Source organism: Priestia megaterium NBRC 15308 = ATCC 14581 (assembly GCF_000832985.1).
Lineage (GTDB): Bacteria > Bacillota > Bacilli > Bacillales > Bacillaceae_H > Priestia > Priestia megaterium.
In genome coordinates this window covers 2,259,437-2,272,500 of record NZ_CP009920.1, presented here as the reverse complement: position 1 = coordinate 2,272,500, position 13,064 = coordinate 2,259,437, and the positions used below count along the sequence as shown (strand labels likewise).

Genomic DNA, 13,064 nt, shown 5'->3' with positions numbered 1-13,064 from the left:
AAACCTTGATTATCTCATATTAAGCGTAAGCATATTAGGAAAGGAGCCCATTACTATGAAAAAGCGACTCATGCTCCTCATTTATATAGGAATGTGTATGCTTTTAGCTACAGCCTGTGCACCGCAAGATGAAGAGAACAATGGTATGGATTATGATCAAACAAAGAAAATGGTTGTTGATATTTTAAAAACAGATGAAGGAAAAAAAGCAGTCGAGGCAATTATGAAAGACCCTTCTGTTAGACAAGATATTTTAATGGATCAAAACGCGATAAAAGATACAATTTCTCAAACCCTAGTCTCAGATAAAGGCGTGGAATTTTGGAAAAAAGCCATGGATGATCCGAAGTTTGCTGAAAGCTTTGCTAAAAGTTTGGAAAAAGAAAATAAGACGGTCATCAAACAACTGATGAAAGATCCTGAATATCAAGGAATGCTTCAAGATGTTTTAAAGGATCCGGCTATGGAAAAAGAAGTACTGACTGTTTTAAAGAGTAAAGAATATCGCACTTATTTACAAAAGATTATGACCGAAACGTTTGATAGCCCTCTTTATCAATCTAAAATTCAAGACATTCTTTTGAAAGCCGCTGAAGAAACACAAGGTGGACAAAAACAAAGCAGCGACGATGGTGGTTCTTCTTCCTCTGGATCTGATTCAGGCGGAGAACAGCAACAGCAGTGATTAAATACGCATCTCATATGAGGTGCGTATTTAATTATGTCATTTATTTTTATTAAAAAACCTAAATAACTTCTTTATATTTTTTAATACTTAGTATTTTTATTGGAATTGTAAACTTTAATTCTTAGCTTTATGGTAAAATATTAGAAATTAACACAATCGTTTTATAGCAAAAGGAGGGAATTCGATGGAATTTCGCGTTATTAAAACGTTTCAAACCATTGTTCGTTTAGGAAGTTTTCAATTAGCCGCTGAATATTTAAAGTACTCTCAGCCTACTATTACACTGCACATTCAAAAGTTGGAATCCGAACTAGGATTTAAGCTTTTAGAACGAGGAAAAAGCATAAAACTTACTGAAGCAGGTAAAATCTTTTACGAACGGGCAAATATTTTACTAAAGGAATATGAATATCTAAATAACACCTTAAAGGATTATTCAACAGGTGAAGCTGGCACTATCCGTATAGGTGCTGCAGAGCCTACAGCAAGCAGTCGACTGCCTTCCATTCTCTCATTATTTAAAAAAAGATATCCCAACACAGAAATTAGCTTACTCGTTGCAGACGAAAAGCATCTTCATCAACATATACGCAATCAAGAAATTGATTTCGCGATTGGCACTGTCTCAGAATCGTTCAGAGATATAGAATTTGAGGCATTACTAACGGAAAAACTTGTGCTGCTACTACCATTCAATCATGCTCTAACAAAAAGAAAAACAATCTTTGCAAAAGATTTAATACACGAAACGCTAATTACAGCTGGGCAATCTTCCGTTCAAAAGAAAATTGAGCAGCTAATCTTTGAACGAACAGGCCAACTGCCTGCTAAAGTCCAGTTAGGCACTATTAGCACACTTCAGCATTTTGTAAAAGAAAACTTAGGAGTAGCCGTTGTTCCACAAATAAGCGCAACTCTTCCGCCAGATCAAGTGGTGGTTAAAACGATTCATGACTTGCATGAGGGGCCTGCAATCGGCATTTTAAAGCACCAGTCTCACACCGTAAGTACAGCTGGAAAAACATTTTTAGCTCTCTTAAAACAAAACCTTGCATTTGATTTAAAAAAGGCGCAGATTGAACTCTCTGTATAATAGCAAAAAGCACGCGCTCGAACAGCGCGTGCTTTTTGTTATTTTCCTGTTGCTGCTTTTTCATTTTCGCAAATAAATGCAATCTTGCTTGCAATCTCTCCATATATTTTACCTAAACGATGCGATTCATCGTAAATGGAAGGTGCAAAATCTTCTTCATTCCAGTCAGGCTGACTTAACGGAAGCTGTCCTAACAGCTCTGTCTGAAGTTCCTCAGCAAGTTTTGGACCTCCGCCTTTACCAAATACATACTCTTTTTCCCCTGTTAGCTGGCTTTCAAAGTAGGCCATATTTTCTACAACACCAATTACCTCATGATCGGTTTTCAAAGCCATAGCACCCGCTCTAGCTGCAACAAATGCCGCTGTAGGATGTGGTGTTGTAATAATCACTTCTTTACAAGCAGGAAGCATAGAGTGAACGTCTAATGCGACATCACCTGTTCCGGGAGGTAAGTCTAGTAAAAGATAATCTAATTCTCCCCATTCAACTTCTGTAAAAAAGCTTGTCAACATTTTTCCAAGCATAGGTCCTCGCCAGATAACAGGTGAATTATCTTCTACAAAGAAGCCCATGGAAATAACTTTTACTCCGAAACGGTCAACTGGAATAATCTTTTCACCTTCTACTACAGGACGCTGTGTGATTCCCATCATATCTGGAACGCTGAATCCATAAATGTCAGCATCAATTAAACCAACTTTCTTTCCTAAACGAGCTAGAGAAACGGCCAAGTTAACAGAGACTGTTGATTTACCAACGCCTCCTTTACCGCTGGCAATAGCAATAAATTCAGGTGCATTCGGACTAGTTAGTAAGTTGCCAGTATTCGGTTGCTCAGCGCGGTACTGCTGAAGTTCTTCAGGCGTAAACTCAACAAATCGCAGTCCGACCGACTGTACACCTGCTTTTTTTAATTCTTCTACAATTGTGCCTTGAAGGCTCAGCTGTTCACTAGTACCTGTTTTTGCAACAGCAATCTTCAGGCTTATATGCTGTTTTTCAGATTTAATTGTTATTTCTTTAATCGCATCTGTTTCTGATAGTTTTTTATTTAAAAATGGATCTGTAATTTCCCCTACTACTTCTTTTACTTGCTTTTCCGTTAGCATACTCCCACCACCATGTTAAAATCTATTTATTTATACTATCAAGTATATCATACATATTAGATTTTTCTGAATAGAAGGATGCTATGCTTTTTATTTAGGCTTTTCTCCAGTAAAATACCGGCTGACTCCTTCATAAATGGATTCAGCTAACTTTTTTTGATAGCGTTTCGATTGAAGCATTTTACGTTCTGTAGGATTTGATAAGAATCCTACTTCAACCAGAGCACCTGGTGGCTTAGAATGCTTAAGAAGGTAAAGAGTTTGAATAGCTTTTGCTTCACGACTCGTATTATCCAGATTATTTCTTAACTCTTGTTGAATGAGTTTAGCCACTTGCTCGTTTTCTTTTAGGGACCCGTAATAGAAAGTTTGAGCCCCTCTCCATGCAGAGGATGGAATAGCATTCAAGTGAATACTTAAGTACAAATCAGCATTGGATTTATTAATCATCGTTAAGCGATTTTTTAAGTCCTCTACTTTTCTGCGACTGTATCCTCTTGTGTCTTTGGCCGCTAGGTCTTCGTCTTTTTCTCTCGTCATAATAACAAGTGCTCCTTGCTCTTGCAGATAGTCCCGAAGCATCAACGAAATTTTAAGAGTTATTTCTTTTTCAAGCACTTCATCCTCTCCTACGGCTCCTCCATCAACACCGCCATGTCCAGGATCTAGTACAATAACTTTCCCGCTAAGAGGGAGTGAAAGCGAACCGGATGATGTTCTATGATCTATCTGATATTGTACAATGACAAAAAGAACGAGAAGCGCTATAATTGTGCTCATTATTTTTACTTTAGACATTTTATCCCTTCCCTTCTTGCCTCACCTATTTATTTCTATATGGGACAAGAACGGGAATTATGAGTACTTTTTAATGCAAACGTAACCGACGTCTTTTTTCTGCGGTACGATAACCTTCTTTCCACCAGTCTTGCACATATCCTTGACACAAATAATACAGACCGTCTTGATAAAGATCTGTTACAGACATGCTGACGGCTCCGTACAATGTATCAATTAAAAGAGACTCTTCTTGCTTACTGTGCTTCTGAAAGTCTTCGTAGCCTTTACCACGTTTACTCACCCGGGCACCTAATAAAAATGATTCGATGGCAATATCAAGACAGTACTCCTCCACATGTTCGTCTCCTAGCATATTCCACTGAAACATGGGATGAAAATAACGACGCAGCCTCTCTTGAAGCAAATCAAACGACAGTTCTCTTAGGACTTTGCGTTCATATTTCATTTCTTTTTCATAACGTTTTTCTTTTAAATATGTAACCTCGTTCACCATAACGCCTCCCTTTTTTACATATTGTCTGCACAAGCCTTCGTCTCATACGCAAACAACAAATAAAAAAAGCCTCGGTCCAAAGACCAAGGCTTGAAACGTAATATAAAATTAACGTTTTGAGAATTGTGGTGCACGACGAGCGCCTTTAAGACCGTATTTTTTACGTTCTTTCGCACGAGCGTCACGAGTTAATAGACCAGCACGTTTTAATGTTCCACGGTATTCAGGGTCTGCTTCTAATAAAGCACGAGAGATTCCGTGACGAATAGCGCCAGCTTGACCTGCATAACCTCCACCATTAACGTTTACAAATACGTCATAGTTACCTACAGTTTCAGTTAAAGCAAGTGGTTGTTTTACTACTTCACGTAGTGCAGCAAATGGAATGTATTCTTCGATTTCACGACCGTTGATTGTTACGCGACCGTTACCTGGTACTAAACGTACACGAGCAACAGAGCTTTTACGACGACCAGTTCCGTAATATTGTACCTGTGCCAAGATAATAACCTCCTCTTATTAATTATCCGCGAAGTTCGTAAACTTCTGGTTTTTGTGCTTCATGTGGATGTGCTTCACCAGCATACACATGTAATTTTTTGAACATTTGACGGCCTAGGCTACCTTTTGGAAGCATGCCTTTGATTCCTAATTCAAGCATTTTCTCAGAGTAGTTAGTACGCATTTCTAATGCTGTACGTTGTTTCAAACCACCTGGGTGCATGCTGTGACGGTAATAAATTTTATCAGTTAATTTCTTACCTGTTAGTTCGATTTTTGACGCATTGATAAGGATCACGTGATCACCAGTATCAACATGTGGTGTAAAAGTTGGTTTATGTTTACCGCGTAAGATTGATGCTACTTCACTTGCTAAACGACCTAAAGTTTTACCTTCAGCATCGACAACATACCATTTACGCTCTACTTCGTTTGCTTTCGCCATGAAAGTTGTACGCATGAGTTTCCCTCCTAATTTTCATCATCAATTATAAAATTATTTCAACCTTCTATTTCAACACGATTAATTTCCGGGGCTAACCGTGGGGTTAAAATACATACCATATGATATATTATATCTTTAAGCTACTAATGTCAAGAAAATGTTACACCAGGTTTAGTTGTCATAGAAAACGCGCCATAAATATAGTCCTTGCGAAGGCGCAGTTTTCCCTGCACGAGGACGTGATTTGCTTTCTAGAATATCTTTTATAGCATCTGGTTCAATACGGCCTTGTCCTACTTCTAAAAGCGTTCCAACAAGAATACGAACCATATTATACAGAAAGCCACTTCCAACGAATCTAAACACAAGCTGACTATTCTCTTCATACATATCAATCTTGTAAATCGTACGAATCTTATCTTCCACTTCTGTTCTCGCTGAACAAAAGCTTGTAAAGTCGTGTGTACCGAGTAAATATGTGATGGCTTTTTTCATTTTTGAGTAGTCTAATGGATAAGGGTAATGGTATGCATAAGAACGAGTGAAAGGATTTCGATCTTCGCCGCGCAAAATATGATAGCGATACTCTTTTGAAGTAACGTCATACCGGGCGTGAAAATGTGCATCAACTTCACATACATTCTTCATTACAATATCATCTGGTAGCATTGAATTCAATGCTTTTTTCCACTTATCACATGGAATATTTAGGTTTGTATCAAAATGAATGACTTGCCCCTGTGCATGAACATTTGTGTCCGTTCGTCCAGAGGCGTAAATCGGCACTTTTTTGTTATGCATTTTCTCTAAAACGGCTTCAATCTCCAGTTGAACAGTTCGCTTATTGGGCTGAACTTGATAACCTGAAAAGTGTGTGCCATCGTATGCAACTATACATTTTAAACGTTTCATCTTTTCACCAAACAATCTTTACGTTCTAATCAGCACTAAAACAACTGCTACTGCCAGCAGAAGTAAAAGCATAATTGTATCTATGCTTCCCCATTTCAATTGACGATACTTTGTACGCCCTTCTCCGCCTTTATAACCCCTTGCCTCCATGGCAATAGCCAGCTCTTCAGCACGCTTAAATGAACCTATAAATAGAGGAACAAGTAAAGGAACGACAGCTTTCAAACGATCCGTAACGGGGCCGCTGCTAAAGTCCACCCCTCGTGCTGTCTGCGCTTTAATAATTTTATCTGTCTCTTCCATCAATGTAGGAATAAAGCGAAGAGAAATGGACATCATTAAAGCTAATTCGTGTACGGGAAGCTTAAGCTTTTTAAATGGATTCAGCAAGCTTTCCATTCCATCTGTTACTTCAATAGGCGTAGTCGTTAAAGTTAGCATCGTCGTAATTAAAATTAAGAACAAGAAGCGCAAGGAAATTAAAACACCTTGAATAAGGCCGCCTTTATAGACAGAAAACCATCCCCATTCAAACAAAAGAGGACCTTCCTTTGTCATAAAAATGTGCAATAGAAACGTGATGATAATAATAAACATAACGGGCTTTAACCCTCTTAAAATAAACGAAACGGGCACTTTACTCATGGCCACTATCATAAGGGTATATACACCTAAAAAAGCATAGCCAATAGGGTTATTTGCTAAAAACACAATTAATACATACGCAAATACGAGAAGCAGCTTGGCCCGAGGATCCATTCGATGGACAACCGAATGACCCGGCACATACTTACCAATAATGATTGAGTTCATCATAATCGTTCACCTTGCTGCATAAGGTGCTGCACTTTCTCTACCACCTCAGAAAAGGTAATAACCGTATCCGATGCTTCAAGCTGAAATTTCTCTTGCAGCTTCAGCATAAAGCGAAGCGATTCTGGAACATCCAATCCATATTCTTTTAACTGCGTATGCTGACCAAATACTTCTCTAGGTGACCCTTTCATCGCAATCGTTCCCTTATTCATCACAATTAGCTCATCTGCGTACATAGCTGCATCTTCCATGCTGTGAGTCACGAGAATCGTCGTCAAGCCTTTTTCTTTATGAAGACGATAAATCATATTCATAATTTCTTGACGCCCTCTAGGGTCTAATCCAGCAGTTGGCTCATCTAAAATTAGCACATTAGGATTCATCGCTAGAATACCTGCTATCGCTACACGACGCATTTGTCCACCACTCAAATCAAAAGGAGATCTGGCGAGAATGTCTTCTGGCAACCCTACTAACTTGATAAGCTCTCTTGCTTTTTGCTTTGCTTCTTCTTCCGAAACGCCATAATTCATTGGTCCAAAAGCTATATCTTTTTCCACCGTTTCTTCAAAAAGCTGATGTTCTGGAAATTGAAACACCACGCCTACTTGCTGCCGAATAGCTTTTAAATTCTTTTCTTTTCGATTGGCTTTAATGGTGCGCTCACCGATTTGAATTTCACCAGCAGTTGGCTTCAATAAGGCATTCAGATGCTGTATGATTGTTGATTTCCCAGAACCAGTATGGCCAATAACAGCCAAAAATGTACCTGATTGAATGTTTAAATTTAAGTCATGTAGAGCAATTCGTTCAAATGGTGTATTAACTTGATAACGGTGCTCTACTTCTTTGAATATAATGTCCATAGTTCGTCCACCAAGTCCTCATCTGTTAAATGAATTTTTGATAAAGGAATTCCTACGGAAGCAAAACGATGGCTTAGTTTAACAGAAAACGGCAAGTCTAGTCCAATATCCGTTAACTTGGAACCTAATGCAAATACTTCGCGTGGAGTACCTGTTGCATAGATCTTCCCTTTGTTCATAACAACGACTCTGTCAGCCATTGCTACTTCATCTAAATCGTGAGTAATTGAAATAACCGTCAGTTGTTTTTCTTCTTTTAATTTTCTAACAGTTTCAAGTACTTCAGTTCGCCCAATAGGATCTAACATAGATGTTGCTTCATCTAGAATGATGACAGATGGCTGTACGGCAATTATACCCGCAATGGCCACACGCTGTTTTTGTCCACCTGATAGCTGATGAGGCTCTTGATCCAGAAAAGCACTCATATTGACCATTTCGATTGCTTCAGGTATACGTTTTTCCATAATCTCAAATGGAATCCCGTTGTTTTCAAGCCCAAACGCAATATCGTCTTGAACGGTTGAGCCAACAAATTGATTATCTGGATTTTGAAACACCATTCCAATCTGCTTGCGCACATCCCATATTGTTTCTTCAGATAAAAGAGTATCGCCCACTCGAACCGTTCCTTTTTCAGGTAGCAAAAGGCCATTTAGAATTCGTGCCAGCGTCGACTTACCAGATCCATTATGTCCAGCTATCGCTAACCATTCACCTTTATAAGCAGAGAGAGAAAGGTGATCTAATGTTAGGTCTGCTTCAGGATCGTATCGAAAGCATAAATCTTTTACCTCTAAAGACATTTCTTTCAACGCTATCTTCCTCTCAGCTTTTTCTATTGCAGCATTACCTACATTGATTTTTTACGCTATTTACCCGGTTTTAGGTATAAAAAAAGGGCAACGACTAGTTACACACTGTCTCGCCCTTTTCTATCTGTATTAAAAATATTAAACTAATTCAATGATAACCATTGGAGCACCGTCACCACGGCGAGGTCCAACTTTTAAGATACGAGTGTAACCGCCTTGGCGATCTTCGTAGCGAGTAGCAATATCGCTGAATAGTTTTTGTAAAGCGCTTTGACCAGCTTCTTCGTTAGCTACTTCATTACGGATGTAAGATGCAGCTTGACGACGAGCGTGTAGATCTCCACGTTTACCTAAAGTAATCATTTTTTCAACAGTTGAACGTAATTCTTTTGCACGAGCTTCAGTTGTCTCAATGCGTTCACTGATGATTAAATCAGTTGTTAAATCACGAAGAAGCGCCTTGCGTTGTGCGCTTGTACGACCTAATTTACGGTAAGACATGTGAGGTCCCCTCCTTTGTTAAGTAGTTAAACAGGTAGATATAATCAGTCGTCCTTACGTAGACCCAAACCTAATTCTTCAAGTTTAGCTTTAACTTCTTCTAAAGATTTACGGCCTAAGTTACGAACTTTCATCATATCTTCTTCTGTTTTATTAGCAAGCTCTTGTACAGTATTGATGCCTGCTCGTTTTAAGCAGTTGTAAGAACGAACAGATAAATCCAGTTCCTCGATCGTCATCTCTAGAACTTTTTCTTTCTGGTCTTCTTCTTTTTCTACCATAATCTCTGCTTTTTGAGCTTCATCTGTTAAGTTAACGAAGATATTTAAGTGTTCAGTTAGAATCTTTGCACCTAAAGCAACAGCTTTTTCTGGCTCAATGCTACCGTCAGTCCAAACATCCAACGTTAACTTATCGTAATTTGTCATTTGACCAACACGAGTATTCTCTACATAATACGATACGCGAGTAACAGGCGTATAGATTGAATCAATTGGAAGTACACCAATTGGTTGGTCTTCACGCTTGTTAGCATCGGCAGGATTATAACCTCGACCTGTGCGAGCAGTAAGTCTCATACGGAAATGAGCATCTGACTCAAGTGTTGCAATATGAAGATCTGGATTTAGAACTTCGATATCGCTGTCTGCTTGAATGTCAGCAGCCGTTACTGTACCAGGACCTTTAACATCGATCTCAAGTGTTTTCTCTTCATCAGAGTAAATCTTTAACGCTAACTTTTTAACGTTTAAAATGATGTTTGTTACATCTTCAACAACTCCAGGAACTGTTGAAAATTCATGTAATACACCTTCAATTTGAATAGATGTTACAGCTGCACCAGGGAGTGAGGATAATAGGATACGACGTAAGGAGTTACCCAAAGTAGTACCATATCCACGCTCAAGTGGTTCGACGACGAATTTACCGTACTTTCTATCATCGCTGATTTCTACCGTTTCGATTTTTGGCTTTTCAATCTCTATCAATATAAACCCTCCTTCAAAACGTCGAAACCTCGGCTAGACGGCTGATTTCTCAAATGCCTAACCGAAATTCCCTATTAGACAGTTCCCGAATGTGCACAACAAATGGAAAACATTTCGTTGCATGAATAAATTCTACACCATCATCATTATAGACAACGAAATAGAATCTATACATATTAATTATACACGACGACGTTTTGGTGGGCGGCATCCGTTGTGAGGTACAGGAGTAACATCTTTAATAGCTGTTACTTCTAAACCTGCAGCTTGAAGAGCACGGATAGCTGCTTCACGACCAGCACCAGGGCCTTTAACTGTAACTTCAAGAGTTTTCATTCCGTTATCCATAGAAACTTTAGCAGCAGTTTCAGCAGCCATTTGCGCAGCAAATGGAGTAGATTTACGAGAACCTCTGAAGCCAAGTGCGCCTGCACTAGACCAAGCAATCGCATTACCGTGAACATCTGTAATTGTTACAATAGTGTTGTTAAACGTTGAGCGAATATGAGCTACACCAGCTTCAATATTCTTTTTCACGCGACGTTTACGTGTATTAGTTTTACGTGCCATCTGTTAATGACCTCCCTTACTAATTATTTCTTCTTGTTCGCTACAGTACGGCGTGGGCCTTTACGTGTACGAGCATTGTTTTTACTGTTTTGACCACGAACTGGTAAACTACGACGGTGGCGGATACCACGGTATGAACCAATCTCAATTAAACGTTTGATGTTTAAAGAAACTTCACGACGAAGATCGCCTTCTACTTTATAGCTATCTAAAATATCACGAATTTTACCTAATTCTTCTTCTGTTAAGTCACGAACGCGAGTATCTTCAGAAACTCCAGCTTCAGCTAGAACTTTTTCAGCAGTTGGACGACCAATACCGAAAATGTATGTTAATGAAATTACTACACGCTTGTCACGAGGAATATCAACACCAGCAATACGTGCCATATGAATAGTGCACCTCCTTATTGATTAACCTTGTTTTTGTTTATGCTTAGGGTTTTCACAAATTACCATTACTTTACCTTTTCTACGGATAACTTTACATTTTTCGCAGATTGGTTTAACTGATGGTCTGACTTTCATGTTTCATACCTCCTTGATAGTACGGAGTGCATAGGTTTTATTTGAAACGGTACGTAATTCTACCGCGAGTTAAATCGTATGGTGACAATTCTACAGTTACTTTATCACCAGGTAAGATTCGAATGAAATGCATGCGAATTTTTCCTGATACGTGAGCAAGTACTGTATGACCATTTTCTAATTCTACCTTGAACATAGCGTTAGGTAAAGTTTCAGCAACTGTACCTTCAACTTCAATTACATCGTCTTTTGCCATTAAAGTGCTCTCCTTTCTTTGAAACAGTAACAAGCTATCATTAAACGACTTAAAAAGAACCTGTTCTGAACATCCGGAGATCGTAATCATTAAATTCAAGATGATTGACGCTAATATACATCTTTACCATTTTAACAGCAATTCAGACGAAAAACGATCATCGTGAATTTAGATAATTACTGTTTACTGTCCAGTGCATCTAGCGAGGAATGGATAGAGATAACATCCTTTAACATTACAATGCTGTCAGAATTTCATATCCCGTCTCAGTAATTGCAATAGTATGTTCGAAGTGCGCACACATTTTACCATCTACTGTGACAACTGTCCAGTTATCAGGTAATGTTTTTACATATCGCATACCAGCATTCACCATTGGCTCAACTGCCAATACCATGCCTGGACGTAGACGCGGTCCTTTATTCGGTGGACCATAATGAGGTACTTGCGGATCTTCATGTAAGTCTTTGCCGACCCCATGGCCAACATATTCTCTTACAATCGAAAAGTTACGTGATTCTGCGTACTGTTGAATAGCATGTGAAATATTCGACAAACGCTCACCCGGCTTAGCTTCTGCTAATCCCTTGTAGAGAGATTGCTCAGTCACATTAAGCAGCTCTTGATTTTCTAATGAAATCTTTCCTACTCCATATGTCCAAGCTGAATCACCGTGATAGCCACCGAATTTAGCTCCGATGTCTAAACTGATGATATCTCCTTCATTAAGCTTGCGTTCACCCGGAATACCATGAACTAATTCTTCATTCACAGAAGCACATACACTGCCGCGAAAACCATTATACCCTTTAAAAGACGGAATTGCATCATGTTGACGAATAAAATTTTCAGCAATTGCATCCAATTCTATAGTCGTAATACCTGGAGCGATATGCTTTTTTAACTCTTGATGAGTTAAAGCCACAATTCTTCCAGCTTCACGCATGACCTCAATTTCCTCTGGTGTCTTGCAAATGATCATTGCTTAACCCCAGCAAGTAATTGACGAACATCCTCAAACACAATGTTAATATCTTGATTACCATTAATATTGCGTAGATAACCTTTTTCTTGATAGAAATCAAGTAGAGGTTGAGATTGTTTAACATTAACTGAAAGTCTAGTTGAAACCGTCTCAGCATTGTCATCTGCACGTTGGTAAAGCTCTCCGCCACATTTGTCACAAACTCCTTCTTTCGCAGGAGGATTGAATACTAAGTGGTAAGTAGCTCCGCAATCTTTACAAATGCGGCGTCCAGTGAGACGCTCCATTAAAATGCTTTGATCTACATCAATATTAATCACATAATCAATTTGCTTGTTTAGTTCTTTTGTAATTGTTTCAAGAGCTTCTGCTTGGGCTACTGTTCTTGGGAAGCCATCAAGTAAAAAGCCGTTTTCACAATCTTGTTTGTTTAAACGCTCGCGCACAATTCCAATTGTTACTTCATCAGGAACAAGGTTACCTTGATCCATAAATGATTTAGCTTTTAAACCTAGTTGCGTTCCTTCTTTAATTGCAGCTCGGAACATATCTCCTGTTGAGATATGAGGGATATCGTAATGCTCAACGATTTTTTCTGCTTGAGTACCTTTCCCAGCACCAGGAAGGCCCATTAACACTAAATTCATTTCTTGCTTCCCCCTCAGTATCTTATCCGTTTAATGGGAAAGCAGCT

The 13,064-nt window shown here is 38.9% G+C and carries 19 protein-coding genes; 2 read left to right on the top strand and 17 right to left on the bottom strand.

Translation table 11 applies throughout. The features are described 5' to 3' along the window. The first annotated feature begins 55 nt into the window (after positions 1–55). Positions 56–685, top strand: coding sequence for a spore germination lipoprotein GerD (gene gerD / locus BG04_RS12310; RefSeq protein WP_013054964.1), 630 nt, complete (start codon positions 56–58; stop codon positions 683–685). 187 nt (positions 686–872) lie between these two features. Then, positions 873–1,781 carry a LysR family transcriptional regulator gene (locus BG04_RS12305; protein WP_013081385.1) on the top strand — a complete coding sequence of 303 codons (909 nt, stop codon included), beginning with the start codon at positions 873–875 and terminating at the stop codon, positions 1,779–1,781. A gap of 38 nt (positions 1,782–1,819) precedes the next feature. Here the strand turns inward: BG04_RS12305 and BG04_RS12300 are convergent, their stop codons facing one another. The 17 genes from BG04_RS12300 to BG04_RS12220 form a co-directional block, all read right to left on the bottom strand. Beyond that, positions 1,820–2,893, bottom strand: coding sequence for an Mrp/NBP35 family ATP-binding protein (locus BG04_RS12300; RefSeq protein WP_034654900.1), 1,074 nt, complete (start codon positions 2,891–2,893; stop codon positions 1,820–1,822). Between the two features lie 90 nt (positions 2,894–2,983). After that, positions 2,984–3,691, bottom strand: a complete 708-nt coding sequence (gene cwlD, locus BG04_RS12295) for an N-acetylmuramoyl-L-alanine amidase CwlD (protein ID WP_034654901.1) — start codon at positions 3,689–3,691, stop codon at positions 2,984–2,986. 70 nt (positions 3,692–3,761) lie between these two features. Continuing rightward, positions 3,762–4,187: a DUF2521 family protein gene (locus BG04_RS12290; protein WP_013081382.1), complete on the bottom strand. Its 426-nt coding sequence runs from the start codon at positions 4,185–4,187 to the stop codon at positions 3,762–3,764. Positions 4,188–4,295: 108 nt separating this feature from the next. Then, positions 4,296–4,688 (bottom strand): 30S ribosomal protein S9, encoded by a 393-nt coding sequence (gene rpsI / locus BG04_RS12285; protein ID WP_013054959.1) that lies wholly within the window; start codon positions 4,686–4,688, stop codon positions 4,296–4,298. 22 nt (positions 4,689–4,710) lie between these two features. Then, positions 4,711–5,148 (bottom strand): 50S ribosomal protein L13, encoded by a 438-nt coding sequence (gene rplM, locus BG04_RS12280; protein ID WP_013081381.1) that lies wholly within the window; start codon positions 5,146–5,148, stop codon positions 4,711–4,713. 156 nt (positions 5,149–5,304) lie between these two features. Further along, positions 5,305–6,045, bottom strand: a complete 741-nt coding sequence (gene truA / locus BG04_RS12275) for a tRNA pseudouridine(38-40) synthase TruA (RefSeq protein WP_013054957.1) — start codon at positions 6,043–6,045, stop codon at positions 5,305–5,307. An 18-nt stretch (positions 6,046–6,063) separates the two neighbouring features. After that, positions 6,064–6,861: an energy-coupling factor transporter transmembrane component T family protein gene (locus BG04_RS12270; protein ID WP_016762726.1), complete on the bottom strand. Its 798-nt coding sequence runs from the start codon at positions 6,859–6,861 to the stop codon at positions 6,064–6,066. After that, positions 6,858–7,727, bottom strand: coding sequence for an energy-coupling factor ABC transporter ATP-binding protein (locus BG04_RS12265; protein WP_013081379.1), 870 nt, complete (start codon positions 7,725–7,727; stop codon positions 6,858–6,860). The genes BG04_RS12270 and BG04_RS12265 overlap by 4 nt, the downstream gene beginning before the upstream one ends. Then, positions 7,703–8,542: an energy-coupling factor ABC transporter ATP-binding protein gene (locus BG04_RS12260; RefSeq protein ID WP_013054954.1), complete on the bottom strand. Its 840-nt coding sequence runs from the start codon at positions 8,540–8,542 to the stop codon at positions 7,703–7,705. The genes BG04_RS12265 and BG04_RS12260 overlap by 25 nt, the downstream gene beginning before the upstream one ends. 138 nt (positions 8,543–8,680) lie before the next feature. Next, positions 8,681–9,043, bottom strand: coding sequence for a 50S ribosomal protein L17 (rplQ, locus tag BG04_RS12255; RefSeq protein ID WP_013054953.1), 363 nt, complete (start codon positions 9,041–9,043; stop codon positions 8,681–8,683). A gap of 44 nt (positions 9,044–9,087) precedes the next feature. After that, positions 9,088–10,032 (bottom strand): DNA-directed RNA polymerase subunit alpha, encoded by a 945-nt coding sequence (locus BG04_RS12250; protein WP_013054952.1) that lies wholly within the window; start codon positions 10,030–10,032, stop codon positions 9,088–9,090. A gap of 180 nt (positions 10,033–10,212) precedes the next feature. Continuing rightward, positions 10,213–10,602 carry a 30S ribosomal protein S11 gene (gene rpsK, locus BG04_RS12245; protein ID WP_013054951.1) on the bottom strand — a complete coding sequence of 130 codons (390 nt, stop codon included), beginning with the start codon at positions 10,600–10,602 and terminating at the stop codon, positions 10,213–10,215. Positions 10,603–10,625: 23 nt separating this feature from the next. After that, on the bottom strand, positions 10,626–10,991 hold the full coding sequence (gene rpsM, locus BG04_RS12240; RefSeq protein ID WP_013054950.1) for a 30S ribosomal protein S13: 366 nt from the start codon (positions 10,989–10,991) through the stop codon (positions 10,626–10,628). 24 nt (positions 10,992–11,015) lie between these two features. After that, a complete protein-coding gene (gene rpmJ, locus BG04_RS12235; protein WP_003156543.1) occupies positions 11,016–11,129 on the bottom strand; it encodes a 50S ribosomal protein L36 in 114 nt (37 codons plus the stop codon). Positions 11,130–11,166: 37 nt separating this feature from the next. Further along, on the bottom strand, positions 11,167–11,385 hold the full coding sequence (infA, locus tag BG04_RS12230) for a translation initiation factor IF-1 (protein ID WP_010285101.1): 219 nt from the start codon (positions 11,383–11,385) through the stop codon (positions 11,167–11,169). A 235-nt stretch (positions 11,386–11,620) separates the two neighbouring features. Next, on the bottom strand, positions 11,621–12,367 hold the full coding sequence (gene map / locus BG04_RS12225) for a type I methionyl aminopeptidase (protein WP_016762725.1): 747 nt from the start codon (positions 12,365–12,367) through the stop codon (positions 11,621–11,623). Next, positions 12,364–13,017: an adenylate kinase gene (locus tag BG04_RS12220; protein WP_013054948.1), complete on the bottom strand. Its 654-nt coding sequence runs from the start codon at positions 13,015–13,017 to the stop codon at positions 12,364–12,366. Before BG04_RS12220 ends, map begins: the two co-directional genes overlap by 4 nt. Positions 13,018–13,064: the final 47 nt, after the last annotated feature.

Coding starts and splice junctions, on each gene's coding strand:
- BG04_RS12270 (WP_016762726.1), bottom strand. CDS start 6,861: ATGATGAACTCAATCATTATTGGTAAGTATGTGCCGGGTCATTCGGTT.
- rpmJ (WP_003156543.1), bottom strand. CDS start 11,129: ATGAAAGTCAGACCATCAGTTAAACCAATCTGCGAAAAATGTAAAGTT.
- BG04_RS12290 (WP_013081382.1), bottom strand. CDS start 4,187: ATGGTGAACGAGGTTACATATTTAAAAGAAAAACGTTATGAAAAAGAA.
- infA (WP_010285101.1), bottom strand. CDS start 11,385: ATGGCAAAAGACGATGTAATTGAAGTTGAAGGTACAGTTGCTGAAACT.
- BG04_RS12305 (WP_013081385.1), top strand. CDS start 873: ATGGAATTTCGCGTTATTAAAACGTTTCAAACCATTGTTCGTTTAGGA.
- BG04_RS12265 (WP_013081379.1), bottom strand. CDS start 7,727: ATGGACATTATATTCAAAGAAGTAGAGCACCGTTATCAAGTTAATACA.
- map (WP_016762725.1), bottom strand. CDS start 12,367: ATGATCATTTGCAAGACACCAGAGGAAATTGAGGTCATGCGTGAAGCT.
- gerD (WP_013054964.1), top strand. CDS start 56: ATGAAAAAGCGACTCATGCTCCTCATTTATATAGGAATGTGTATGCTT.
- BG04_RS12300 (WP_034654900.1), bottom strand. CDS start 2,893: ATGCTAACGGAAAAGCAAGTAAAAGAAGTAGTAGGGGAAATTACAGAT.
- truA (WP_013054957.1), bottom strand. CDS start 6,045: ATGAAACGTTTAAAATGTATAGTTGCATACGATGGCACACACTTTTCA.
- rplM (WP_013081381.1), bottom strand. CDS start 5,148: ATGCGTACAACTTTCATGGCGAAAGCAAACGAAGTAGAGCGTAAATGG.
- BG04_RS12220 (WP_013054948.1), bottom strand. CDS start 13,017: ATGAATTTAGTGTTAATGGGCCTTCCTGGTGCTGGGAAAGGTACTCAA.
- rpsM (WP_013054950.1), bottom strand. CDS start 10,991: ATGGCACGTATTGCTGGTGTTGATATTCCTCGTGACAAGCGTGTAGTA.
- rplQ (WP_013054953.1), bottom strand. CDS start 9,043: ATGTCTTACCGTAAATTAGGTCGTACAAGCGCACAACGCAAGGCGCTT.
- cwlD (WP_034654901.1), bottom strand. CDS start 3,691: ATGTCTAAAGTAAAAATAATGAGCACAATTATAGCGCTTCTCGTTCTT.
- rpsK (WP_013054951.1), bottom strand. CDS start 10,602: ATGGCACGTAAAACTAATACACGTAAACGTCGCGTGAAAAAGAATATT.